Source organism: Brevibacillus sp. YAE8, from assembly GCF_057543335.1.
Map to the genome: position 1 here is coordinate 22,731 of NZ_BAAIYG010000029.1, position 12,927 is coordinate 35,657.

The following is a 12,927-nucleotide window of genomic DNA, read 5'->3' on the forward strand; positions in this document are numbered from 1 at the left end:
CGATAGAGCATTATGCCCTCGTGATGTCTGCGAGGGCATTCTTCTTTTTCCAGGATTAGAGCACGGGAGGTGTAAACAATGGCAGAAATTCGTCCAACCGTTATTCGTGAAGAAAAGGTACAAGCGATCAACGAAATCGCAACCAAGCTCCGCGAGAGCCAAACCACAGTGGTGGCTGACTACCGCGGTCTGACTGTAGCCCAAGTTACCGAGCTCCGCAAACAACTGCGTGAAGCTGGTGTTGAGTTCCAGGTGTTGAAAAACTCCCTGACTCGTCTGGCTACCGAGAAGGAAAACCTGACTGAACTGGATCAGTATCTGACTGGCCCGAACGCTCTGGCGTTCTCCAAAGACGATGTTGTCGCTCCAGCAAAAATCATCGCGGAATTTGCGAAGAAAAACGAAAAGCTGGAAATCAAGGGTGGCGTGATCGAAGGCAAAGTAGTTGGTGCAGAGCAAATCAAAGCACTGGCGACTCTTCCTTCCCGCGAAGGTCTCTTGTCCATGCTTCTCTCCGTCCTGCAAGCTCCAATGCGCAACGTTGCGCTGGCAATCAAAGCAGTGGCCGAGCAAAAAGAAGGTCAAGGCGCGTAATCGTCTGATCGGGTAAAGCTTACACAAATACTATTCCATGAATGGAGGATTTCAAAATGTCTAAAGAGCAAATCTTGGAAGCCATTAAAGGCATGTCCGTTCTCGAACTGAACGACCTGGTAAAAGCAATCGAAGAAGAATTCGGCGTAACTGCTGCTGCTCCTGTAGCTGTAGTTGCTGGTGGCGCTGCTGAAGCTGCTGCTGAGCAAACTGAATTCACTGTAACCCTGGTAAGCGGCGGCGCTTCCAAAATCAACGTAATCAAAGTTGTTCGCGAACTGACTGGTCTGGGTCTGAAAGAAGCGAAAGACCTGGTAGACAACGCTCCAAAAACACTCAAAGAGGGCGTTTCCAAAGAAGAAGCAGAATCTCTCAAAGCAAAACTCGAAGAAGCTGGCGCACAAGTAGAAGTGAAGTAAGTTAGCTTTCTTTAGAAATTCCCCTTGCCTGCGGCAGGGGGTTTTTCTGTAAGGGGACGGCGAGTGTTTTCCAATCGATGAGGAAGGGTGAATCACACGTGGCAGATCACTATTACACCAATCGGCCGGGGGCAGCGCATGACGAGCAGCAGTTTTCGTTTGTGCTGCGCGGGAAGGAGCTGCGCTTCATCACGGACGCAGGCGTTTTTTCCCGGGACCGGATTGACTTTGGAAGTGTATTGCTCATCGAAAACATGGAGATCGGCAGTCATGCGCGTGTGCTGGATGTGGGCTGTGGCTACGGGCCGATCGGCTTGACGGCTGCCACGCTTGCGGATCAGGGGCGGGTGACGATGATCGACGTGAATGAGCGTGCGGTTGACCTGGCTCGTCGGAATGCCGAAAGAAACGGGATCAAAAATGTTGAGGTGCGGGTCAGTGACGTTTACAGCGCCGTGCAAGGCGAGCAGTACGACGTCATTTTGACCAATCCGCCGATTCGTGCGGGCAAGGAAATTGTGCATCGCATTTTTACTGAAGGACATGCGCTGCTCGTGGAAGATGGAGAGATGTGGGTAGTGATTCAGAAAAAGCAAGGCGCTCCGTCTGCTCTGAAGAAGCTGCAAGAGACGTACCGTGAAGTGATTGAAGTGGATCGGGAAAAGGGATACTCCATCTTTCGGGCAATCAAATAGTCAAGCGACAATCCTTAGAAAAGTTTTCTTGACGTGAATATTTGATTGTGGTAGCATTATAAAATGTCAATATGGGATAAATGTCTATTTTTCAGTAATTCCCTGTTTGTCAAGCGTTTCTACTTTTTTCCTGAAAGAGGAATGTTTGTGTAAAAACATGGGAATTCTTTTAAAATAGATTTTCTCTGGGTTAAAAATGGTTGATGCTGCTTTAACCCATTTTTATTTTAAGGTGTTCGCTCGCGATTGCAAGATTGCCGAATGCCAAGTTTCTATGTGTGAAAACACAACCTGAGGGGTGAATAAGTTGGCAGGTAAAGTGATTCAAAGTGGCCGACACCGCCAGCGTCGTACGTATTCACGTATTAACGAAGTGCTGGGCCTTCCAAATCTCATCGAGATTCAGCAAAAGTCCTACCAATGGTTCCTTGATGAGGGGCTCCGTGAGATGTTCCAAGACATTTCGCCAATCCAGGACTTCACTGGCAATCTCGTGCTGGAGTTTATCGACTACAGTTTGGGAGAGCCGAAGTACGATGTTGACGAGTCGAAAGAACGTGACGTCACCTATGCGGCGCCTCTGCGTGTGAAGGTACGTTTGTTGAACAAAGAGACGGGAGAAGTGAAGGAACAAGAAGTCTTCATGGGGGATTTCCCGCTCATGACCGAAACGGGAACCTTCATTATTAATGGTGCTGAGCGCGTAATCGTCAGCCAGCTTGTTCGTTCCCCCAGTGTATATTACAACACCAAAGTGGACAAAAACGGCAAGCAGACGTTTACAGCTACGGTAATCCCGAACCGGGGTGCGTGGCTGGAGCTGGAGACCGATGCGAAAGACGTAATTTATGTCCGCATCGACCGTACGCGAAAAATCCCGGTAACGGTTCTTTTGCGTGCACTCGGCTTTGGTTCCGACATTGAGATTCTCAACTTGCTGGGTGAAGATGAGTACATCAAGAACACGCTGGAAAAAGACAACACCGACTCTACAGAAAAAGCGCTCATCGAAATTTACGAGCGTCTGCGTCCGGGCGAGCCGCCTACTGTCGAAAACGCGAAGAGCCTCTTGATCTCTCGCTTCTTCGATCCAAAGCGTTATGACCTGGCATCTGTAGGTCGTTACAAAATGAACAAGAAGCTTCATCTGAAAAACCGTCTGTACAACCAGCGCCTGGCTGAGACATTGGTCGATACCACCACAGGTGAAATTTTCGCCGAAGCGGGTCAAATGATTGACCGTCGTCTACTGGATCGCATCCTGCCAGCGCTTGAAGGCAACGTCGGCTATCTGGACGTTCGCACGCATGGCGGCGTTTTGGAAGAGGATACGATTCGTCTGCAATCCATCAATATTTTCTCTCCGATTGAAGATGGCAAGATCATCAAGGTAATCGGAAACGGGAACGTAGATAAATCTGTCAAGCATATTACGCCGGCGGACATCGTAGCGGCGATCAACTACTTCATGAACCTGCTGCACGGTGTCGGTTCCACGGACGATATTGACCACTTGGGCAACCGTCGTCTGCGTTCCGTGGGTGAGCTTTTGCAAAACCAGTTCCGTATCGGTTTGTCCCGTATGGAACGCGTGGTGCGCGAGCGCATGTCCATTCAGGATCAGAACCAGATTACGCCGCAGGCTCTGATTAACATCCGTCCAGTGATCGCGTCGCTGAAGGAGTTCTTCGGAAGCTCGCAGCTTTCCCAGTTCATGGACCAAACGAACCCGTTGGCCGAACTGACGCACAAACGCCGTCTGTCCGCTCTCGGACCGGGTGGTTTGACGCGTGAGCGCGCAGGCTTCGAAGTGCGCGACGTTCACCACTCTCACTATGGCCGTATGTGTCCAATTGAGACGCCGGAGGGTCCGAACATCGGGTTGATTAACTCGCTGTCGTCCTTTGCGCGCATCAACGACTACGGCTTCATCGAAACACCGCGCCGCAAGGTAGACCCGGAAACAGGCTTTGTTCTGAACGACATCGTCTATCTGACTGCGGATGAAGAAGACGTGTTCAACGTGGCGCAGGCGAACCAGCCTCTCGATGAGGATGGCCGCTTTGTCAACGACATGGTTATCTGCCGTCGTAAAGGCGAGATCTTGAGCGTGCCGCGCGACAAGGTAGACTTCATGGACGTATCGCCGAAGCAGGTTGTATCCGTGGCGACCGCGCTCATTCCGTTCCTGGAGAACGATGACGCGAACCGCGCGCTGATGGGTTCCAACATGCAGCGGCAGGCCGTTCCGCTTTTGATTCCACAAGCGCCGTTCGTCGGTACTGGTATGGAACACAAAGCAGCGCAAGACTCCGGTGTGGCGATCGTCGCGAAGCATCCGGGCCAGGTTGAGCGCGTAACGGCTCGCGAAATCTGGGTTCGCCGCTACAAAGAAATCGACGGCAAGAAAGTAGCCGGAGACATCGACAAATACAAATTGCACAAGTTCATCCGTTCCAACCAAGGTACTTGCATCAACCAGCGCCCGATCGTAAGACGCGGAGACTGGATTGAAAAAGGCGATATCATTGGTGACGGTCCATCCACCGAAAAAGGTGAATTGGCACTGGGACGTAACGTAATCGTCGCGTTTATGACGTGGGAAGGTTACAACTACGAGGATGCGATTCTCCTTAGCGAGAAGCTTGTGAAGGATGACGTTTACACGTCGATCCATATTGAAGAATACGAGTCCGAAGCTCGCGACACCAAACTGGGTCCAGAGGAAATCACCCGCGATATTCCAAACGTCGGGGAAGACGCTCTGAAAAACCTGGATGAGCGCGGTATTATCCGCGTCGGTGCGGAGATCCAGGACGGCGATATCCTCGTTGGTAAAGTAACGCCTAAAGGGGTTACCGAGCTGACTGCGGAAGAACGCCTCCTGCACGCTATCTTCGGGGAAAAAGCTCGTGAAGTTCGCGATACATCCCTGCGCGTGCCGCACGGTGGTTCCGGTATTGTTGTAGACGTAAAAGTATTTACGCGCGAGAACGGCGACGAGCTGCCTCCAGGCGTAAACCAACTGGTACGTGTCTATATCGCCCAAAAACGGAAAATTTCCGTGGGTGATAAAATGGCCGGACGACATGGTAACAAAGGGGTTATCGCGCGGATCATGCCAGAAGAGGATATGCCATTCCTCCCAGACGGCTCTCCGGTTGAAATCGTCCTGAACCCGCTCGGCGTACCTTCGCGTATGAACATCGGTCAGGTATTGGAGACGCACCTGGGTATGGCGGCGAAGCTTCTCGGCATCCACGTGGCGACACCTGTATTCGACGGTGCCCGTCAGGCGGAAGTATTCGAGACGTTGGAAGAGGCTGGCCTCGACCGCGATGGTAAAACCATCTTGTACGATGGCCGTACAGGTGAACCGTTCGATCGTCGGGTAACGGTCGGATGCGTATACATGCTGAAACTGGCTCACTTGGTGGATGACAAAATCCACGCTCGTTCTACTGGTCCATACTCTCTCGTTACCCAGCAGCCGTTGGGTGGTAAAGCCCAATTCGGCGGACAGCGTTTCGGGGAGATGGAGGTTTGGGCATTGGAAGCTTACGGTGCAGCCTACACCTTGCAGGAAATTCTCACCGTCAAGTCGGATGACGTCGTGGGCCGCGTGAAGACGTACGAAGCGATTGTCAAAGGTGAAAACGTACCAGAGCCAGGTGTTCCTGAATCGTTCAAGGTTCTTATCAAGGAACTGCAAAGCTTGGGTATGGACGTGAAGATCCTGTCCGGTGACGAACAGGAGATTGAAATGCGTGAAATGGAAGATGAGGATGAAGGCAACGGTGAAAAACTGAACCTTGTTCTCGAAGGTGGAAGCTTGAACGACGAGTAAGATTCCGGTACAAAGGGAGGTAACGCCCTGTGATAGACGTGAACAACTTCGAATATATGAAGATCGGCTTGGCTTCCCCCGATAAGATCCGTTCGTGGTCTTTCGGGGAAGTGAAAAAGCCAGAGACGATCAACTACCGCACACTGAAACCGGAAAAAGACGGCTTGTTCTGCGAACGCATCTTTGGACCGACCAAAGATTGGGAGTGCCATTGCGGTAAGTACAAGCGTGTACGTTATAAAGGTGTAGTGTGCGACCGTTGCGGCGTGGAAGTGACCCGCGCCAAAGTACGGCGTGAGCGCATGGGGCATATTGAGCTGGCTGCCCCAGTTTCTCACATCTGGTATTTCAAAGGGATTCCAAGTCGCATGGGCTTGGTGCTCGACATGTCCCCGCGTTCCCTGGAAGAAGTTATCTACTTCGCTTCTTATGTAGTAACCGATCCAGGTGACACACCACTCGATAAAAAGCAGTTGCTCTCGGAAAAGGAGTACCGCAACTATCGGGAGAAATACGGCCACTCTTTCCAAGCGATGATGGGGGCGGAGGCGATCAAGCGCCTGCTCGCGGAAATCGATCTGGACAAAGACGTGGAAATGCTGAAGGAAGACCTGAAAACAGCACAAGGCCAACGTCGCAACCGCGCGATCAAGCGCCTGGAAGTGCTGGAGGCATTCCGCAACTCCGGCAACCACCCGGATTGGATGGTTCTGGACGTTTTGCCGGTAATCCCGCCAGAGCTTCGTCCGATGGTTCAGTTGGATGGTGGACGTTTTGCCACTTCCGACCTGAACGATCTGTACCGTCGCGTAATCAACCGGAATAACCGTCTGAAGCGCCTGCTTGAGCTGGGTGCTCCTGACATTATCGTACAAAACGAAAAACGGATGCTGCAGGAAGCGGTAGACGCGCTCATCGACAACGGCCGCCGCGGTCGTCCGGTGACTGGACCAGGTAACCGTCCGCTGAAGTCTCTCAGCCACATGCTGAAAGGGAAACAAGGACGTTTCCGCCAAAACCTGCTCGGTAAGCGTGTTGACTACTCCGGTCGTTCCGTTATCGTTGTAGGTCCTAACCTGAAGATGTACCAGTGCGGTCTGCCAAAAGAAATGGCGCTGGAACTCTTCAAGCCGTTCGTGATGAAAGAGCTGGTGTCCAAAGGACTCGCTCACAACATCAAGAGCGCCAAGCGCAAGGTAGAGCGCGTTCAGCCTGAAGTATGGGACGTTCTTGAAGACGTCATTCGCGAGCATCCAGTGCTTCTGAACCGTGCCCCCACCTTGCACCGTCTGGGTATCCAGGCTTTCGAACCGGTACTGGTTGAAGGCCGCGCGATCCGTCTGCATCCGCTCGTTTGTACAGCGTACAACGCGGACTTCGACGGTGACCAGATGGCGGTTCACGTTCCGTTGTCTGCAGAGGCGCAGGCGGAAGCCCGCATCCTCATGCTGGCAGCGCAAAACATCTTGAACCCGAAAGACGGTAAACCAGTAGTAACGCCATCCCAGGACATGGTGCTTGGTTCTTACTATCTGACACTGGAACGTGAAGGCGACAAAGGCGAGGGTACGATTTATCGCGATCCTCACGATGCGATTGCCGCTTACCAGCAAGGCTTTATCAGCCTGCATACGCGCATCGCTCTGCCAGCGAAGCGCCTGAACAAAACCAGCTTTACCGAGCGCCAGCAGAACGCGCTCATCGTAACAACGGTGGGGAAAGTGATCTTCAACGAAATCTTCCCGCCAGAGCTGCCGTACATCAACGTACCAACCAAAGCGAACCTGCAAAACATGGTTCCTGACGAATACTTTATTTTCGATAAAGGCGTCAACGTTACCGAGTTCATCAAGAACCTGCCTGATCCGGGCGCGGTGAAAAAAGGCTTCTTGGGAACGATCATTTCCGAGTGCTTCCGTCGCTTCGGTACGATGAAAACGTCCATGATCCTCGACAAGATCAAGGAGCTTGGCTTCACGTACTCCACAAAAGCGGGTATCACCATCGCGGTAGCGGACATTGCCGTGCCTGGCAAGAAGAAAGACATTCTGGAAGAAGCGGATCAAAAGGTCGCTACTGTCATGACGCAGTTCCGTCGCGGTCTGATTACCGAAGACGAGCGCTACGACCGCGTGATCTCCATCTGGTCCAAAGCCAAGGATGAGGTAACCGATGTCCTCATGAAGTCCATGGACAAATTCAATGCGATCTTCATGATGGCGAACTCCGGTGCCCGTGGTAACGTGTCCCAGATCACGCAGCTCGCTGGTATGCGCGGTCTGATGGCGAACCCGTCCGGCCGAATCATCGAGTTGCCAATTAAATCCAACTTCCGTGAAGGTCTGACCGTATTGGAGTACTTTATCTCCACGCACGGTGCGCGGAAAGGTCTCGCCGATACGGCGCTGCGTACAGCGGACTCGGGTTATTTGACTCGCCGTCTCGTAGACGTCGCCCAAGACGTGATCGTCCGCGAAAAAGATTGCGGAACGGATAAAGGTATCCGCGTTACCGCGATCAAGGATGGCCGGGAAGAAATCGAGAAGCTGTCTGACCGTCTGGTTGGACGTACATGCTTCGAGACATTGCGCCATCCGGAAACAAATGAAGTGATCGTCGGCCGCAACGAGGAAATTTCCGAAGAGGTTGCCGAGTATATCGAAAAAGTGGGCATCACAAGTGTCTACATCCGCAACGTACTCGCTTGCCGCACCAGCCATGGTGTCTGCAAACTGTGCTACGGACGTAACCTGGCAACTGGAGCCGAGGTGGAAGTGGGAGAAGCGGTCGGTATTATCGCTGCTCAGTCCATTGGTGAGCCAGGTACCCAGTTGACCATGCGTACGTTCCATACCGGTGGGGTTGCCGGAGACGACATTACCCAAGGTTTGCCGCGTATTCAAGAGCTGTTTGAAGCGCGCAATCCAAAAGGTCAGGCCGTTATTTCCGAAATCGACGGGGAAGTCGTCGACATTCGTGAAGGCAAAGACCGTCGTGAGATCGAAGTTCGCGGCGAAGCGGAAAGCAAAGTGTACGCAGCTCCGTACGGTGCGCGCATCAAGGTATCTGTCGGTACCAAGTTGAGTGCCGGTGACGAGCTCACGGAAGGTTCCGTAGACCCGAAAGAAATGCTCAAAGTTCGCGGCATGCGCGGCGTTTCCAACTACATTTTGCAAGAGGTACAAAAAGTTTACCGCATGCAGGGTGTAGAAATTAACGACAAGCACGTTGAGGTTATGATCCGTCAGATGCTCCGCAAGCTGCGCGTCATCGACAGCGGAGACACAGACCTCCTGCCAGGCTCCTATGTGGAAGTTCCGGAGTTTGAGCAAGCGAACGCAAAAGTTCTCCTCGAAGGCAAAAACCCGGCAGTAGGCCGTCCGGTTCTTTTGGGGATTACAAAAGCATCCCTGGAAACCGACTCCTTCCTGTCGGCAGCTTCGTTCCAGGAGACGACTCGCGTTCTTACCGATGCAGCGATCAAAGGAAAAGTGGATCGCCTGCTCGGCCTGAAAGAAAACGTGATTATCGGGAAACTCGTTCCGGCAGGTACCGGTATGTCCCGTTATCGCAATGTAAAAGTAGCTAGTCAGGTTGATTACGAAGCAGAACAGGAAGCTCTGAAAGCAGAGCAGGAAGCAGTTTCTGTCGAGTAATAACAGGAGTGGCGCCCGTCAAAATTTGGTGGGCGCCTTCCTGAATAAAAATATGAGCTGGGCGTTGACAACAACTGACCCACCTGATATTATATTCAAGTGTGCCTGACATCTGTACTTTGGAGGATATGAGAATCATGTCTTATGAAAAAGTAGAGCGGGCCAAGGAGTTGACGATCGGTATCAAGCAAACGATGAAAGCCGTGGAAAACCTCCAGGTTGAAGCAGTTTACATCGCGGCTGATGCTGACAGACGTTTGACCCAAAAAGTCGAGCTCCTTTGCAAAGAGAAGGGTGTTCCAGTCATTCATGTAGATTCCATGCGCCGGTTAGGCAAAGCGTGCGGAATTGAAGTGGGAGCGGCTACCGCTGCGATTAAGAAAAGTGGTTAACGATGTTTTTGTCTGTTACGCAGTGCGTAAAAGGTGGACAAGAACTTTCTATTTGGCCTAAAAATGACTCACCTGGATCTGTGGTCTTGAAGATTGGGTATTAAGAAGGGAGGTAACATCATGCCTACAATTAACCAATTGGTGCGTAAAGGTCGCGAGGACAAGGTTGTGAAGTCGAAGTCCCCAGCTCTGCAAAAAGGGTACAACAGCTTCAAAAAAAGCCAAACCAACCAAAGCTCTCCTCAAAAACGTGGTGTTTGCACTCGTGTAGGTACCATGACTCCGAAAAAACCGAACTCCGCGTTGCGTAAATACGCTCGTGTGCGTTTGACTAACGGAATCGAGGTAACAGCTTACATCGGTGGTATTGGCCACAACCTGCAAGAGCATAGCGTCGTGCTGGTGCGCGGCGGTCGTGTAAAAGACTTGCCAGGGGTACGCTACCATATCGTTCGTGGTGCACTTGACACTGCAGGCGTTAACAACCGTAAACAAGGTCGTTCCAAATACGGTACAAAACGTCCAAAACCAGGTCAAGCGGCTGCAGCAGCGAAAAAGAAATAAGAAAAACGCCTGTGAAGTGGCGTGAATTTATACCGAAAAGAAGGAGGGAATACGATGCCTCGTAAAGGTCCTGTAACCCGTCGTGACGTGTTGCCTGATCCTATTTACAACAGCAAGCTGGTTACTCGTTTGATTAACCGCCTGATGTTGGATGGCAAACGCGGTGTAGCGCAAAATATTCTCTACAACGCATTCACCATCATTCAGGAGCGCACTGGTCGCAACCCGATGGAAGTGTTTGAAGAAGCGCTGAAAAACGTAATGCCTGTACTGGAAGTTAAAGCTCGCCGTGTAGGTGGTGCTAACTACCAAGTACCAATCGAAGTAAAACCGGAGCGCCGTACTACTCTTGGTTTGCGTTGGCTGGTTAACTACTCCCGTAGCCGTGGAGAGAAAACCATGGAACAACGTCTGGCTAACGAGATCATGGACGCAGCTAACAACACCGGTGCAGCAGTTAAAAAGCGTGAAGACACGCACAAGATGGCTGAAGCGAACAAAGCGTTTGCTCACTATCGCTGGTAGGAAATTGAATCGGGTGTCCGTTTTGGATACCCGTTTATTCAAAAACTCGAGTATGGAAGGAGCATACCTGAATGGCTCGCGAGTTCTCTTTGCCGAATACGCGTAATATCGGTATCATGGCTCACATCGATGCTGGTAAGACGACAACGACTGAGCGTATTCTGTTCTACACCGGTCGCGTTCACAAGATTGGTGAGGTGCACGAAGGTGCAGCAACCATGGACTGGATGGAACAAGAGCAAGAGCGCGGTATCACCATCACTTCGGCTGCTACTACCGCTCAATGGAATGGCCATCGTATTAACATCATCGACACGCCAGGCCACGTAGACTTCACTGTAGAAGTTGAGCGCTCCCTGCGCGTTCTTGACGGTGCTGTAACCGTTTTTGACGCAAAAGGTGGCGTTGAGCCGCAAACCGAAACCGTATGGCGCCAAGCTGACCGCTACGGCGTACCGCGTATGTGCTACATCAACAAAATGGATATCTTGGGCGCTAACTTTGATATGTGCTTGGAGCAGATCAAAACTCGTCTGGGTGCAAATCCAGTAGCAGTTCAATATCCAATCGGAGCAGAAGACCAATTCAAAGGTATGGTTGACCTGATCGAAATGAAGGCAATCATCTATACCGATGACCTGGGCAAAACTTCCGATGCTACCGAAATCCCTGCTGAGCTGAAAGACAAGTGCGAAGAGCTGCGTCTGGCACTGGTTGAAGCGGCTGCGGAACAAGACGAAGAGCTGATGATGAAGTACTTGGAAGGCGAAGAGCTGACCAACGACGAAATCCGTGCGGCTCTGCGCAAAGGTACCATTGAGTGCAAACTGACTCCTGTAATGTGCGGATCTTCCTACCGTAACAAAGGTGTTCAGCCTATGCTGGACAACGTTGTTCGTTATCTGCCATCTCCAGTAGACATCCCTGCAATCAAAGGTACTTTGCCTGACACTGAAGATGAAGTTGAACGTCCTGCAGACGACAACGGTCCGTTCTCTGCTCTTGCCTTCAAGATCATGACTGACCCGTACGTAGGCCGTCTGACCTTCTTCCGCGTTTACTCCGGCGTACTGAACTCCGGTTCTTACGTTCTGAACTCCACAAAAGGTAAACGTGAACGTGTAGGTCGTATCCTGCAAATGCACGCAAACCACCGCGAAGAGATCCAAACGGTTTACTCCGGTGACATCGCTGCGGCTGTAGGTTTGAAAGATACGACAACTGGCGATACTCTGTGTGATGAAAAGGCTCCTGTAATCCTCGAGTCTATGGAATTCCCAGAGCCAGTTATCTCTGTTGCGATCGAACCAAAATCCAAAGCAGACCAAGACAAGATGGGTATCGGCCTGTCCAAGCTGGCTGAAGAGGATCCAACGTTCAGAACCCGCACAGACGAAGAGACTGGTCAAACGATCATTTCCGGTATGGGTGAGCTTCACCTGGAGATCATTGTTGACCGTCTGAAACGCGAATTTAAAGTCGAGTCGAACGTAGGTGCGCCACAAGTAGCTTACCGTGAAACATTCCGTAAAGCTGCGAAAGTGGAAGGTAAATTCGTTCGCCAGTCCGGTGGTCGTGGTCAATACGGTCACGTTTGGGTGGAGTTCGAACCGCTCGAACCAGGACAAGGCTTCCAATTCGAAAACAAAATCGTCGGTGGTGTGGTACCGCGCGAATACATCCCTGCTGTTCAAGCGGGTATCGAAGAAGCGATGAAAAATGGTGTTATCGCCGGCTTCCCGCTGGTTGATATCAAAGCTACTATCGTAGACGGTAGCTACCATGATGTCGACTCCTCCGAGATGGCATTTAAAGTAGCAGGTTCTCTCGCTCTGAAAGAAGCTGCGAAAAAATGTGGCGCTGTATTGCTCGAGCCAATCATGAAAGTAGAAGTTACAATGCCGGAAGAGTACATGGGCGACGTAATGGGCGACCTGAACTCCCGCCGCGGTCGTATCGAAGGTATGGAAGCTCGTGCGAATGCACAAGTAATCCGTGCGATGGTACCACTGTCCGAGATGTTCGGTTACTCCACAGTTCTTCGTTCCCGTACCCAAGGCCGTGGCGTTTACTCCATGGTGATCGACCACTACGAAGAAGTACCTAAATTCATCGCTGAAGAGATCATTAAGAAATCGAAAGGCGAATAATTTACGGTTCCGCTTTATCTTGAATCAGGAAAGGTTTACAATGTTTAAGGTACAACCCTTGATAGGGTAAACCTTTCTTACCTAT

At 51.4% G+C, this 12,927-nt stretch carries 9 protein-coding genes and 1 other annotated feature (1 of these 10 cut by a window edge); all 9 genes read left to right on the forward strand.

Annotation, left to right across the window (positions count from 1 at the left end):
* Window positions 1-54, forward strand: a sequence feature (ribosomal protein L10 leader region) (it extends 111 nt beyond the left edge of the window).
* Window positions 55-78: 24 nt separating this feature from the next.
* The 9 genes from rplJ to fusA all read left to right on the forward strand — a co-directional run bounded on the left by rplJ (window position 79) and on the right by fusA (window position 12,842).
* Entirely contained in the window at window positions 79-594 is a 516-nt protein-coding gene (rplJ, locus tag AC27IT_RS23155) for a 50S ribosomal protein L10 (RefSeq protein WP_005828883.1), read from the forward strand.
* A gap of 56 nt (window positions 595-650) precedes the next feature.
* Window positions 651-1,013: a 50S ribosomal protein L7/L12 gene (gene rplL / locus AC27IT_RS23160; RefSeq protein WP_005828881.1), complete on the forward strand. Its 363-nt coding sequence runs from the start codon at window positions 651-653 to the stop codon at window positions 1,011-1,013.
* Between the two features lie 98 nt (window positions 1,014-1,111).
* On the forward strand, window positions 1,112-1,708 hold the full coding sequence (locus tag AC27IT_RS23165; protein WP_005828879.1) for a class I SAM-dependent methyltransferase: 597 nt from the start codon (window positions 1,112-1,114) through the stop codon (window positions 1,706-1,708).
* A gap of 307 nt (window positions 1,709-2,015) precedes the next feature.
* Entirely contained in the window at window positions 2,016-5,555 is a 3,540-nt protein-coding gene (rpoB, locus tag AC27IT_RS23170) for a DNA-directed RNA polymerase subunit beta (protein ID WP_007787066.1), read from the forward strand.
* A gap of 29 nt (window positions 5,556-5,584) precedes the next feature.
* Entirely contained in the window at window positions 5,585-9,211 is a 3,627-nt protein-coding gene (rpoC, locus tag AC27IT_RS23175; RefSeq protein WP_025845258.1) for a DNA-directed RNA polymerase subunit beta', read from the forward strand.
* A gap of 137 nt (window positions 9,212-9,348) precedes the next feature.
* Entirely contained in the window at window positions 9,349-9,603 is a 255-nt protein-coding gene (locus AC27IT_RS23180; protein WP_005828874.1) for a 50S ribosomal protein L7ae-like protein, read from the forward strand.
* Window positions 9,604-9,723: 120 nt separating this feature from the next.
* Entirely contained in the window at window positions 9,724-10,167 is a 444-nt protein-coding gene (rpsL, locus tag AC27IT_RS23185) for a 30S ribosomal protein S12 (RefSeq protein WP_005828873.1), read from the forward strand.
* A 54-nt stretch (window positions 10,168-10,221) separates the two neighbouring features.
* Window positions 10,222-10,692, forward strand: a complete 471-nt coding sequence (gene rpsG, locus AC27IT_RS23190; protein WP_005828872.1) for a 30S ribosomal protein S7 — start codon at window positions 10,222-10,224, stop codon at window positions 10,690-10,692.
* Between the two features lie 71 nt (window positions 10,693-10,763).
* Window positions 10,764-12,842 (forward strand): elongation factor G, encoded by a 2,079-nt coding sequence (gene fusA, locus AC27IT_RS23195; protein ID WP_025845254.1) that lies wholly within the window; start codon window positions 10,764-10,766, stop codon window positions 12,840-12,842.
* The last annotated feature ends 85 nt before the right edge of the window (window positions 12,843-12,927 follow it).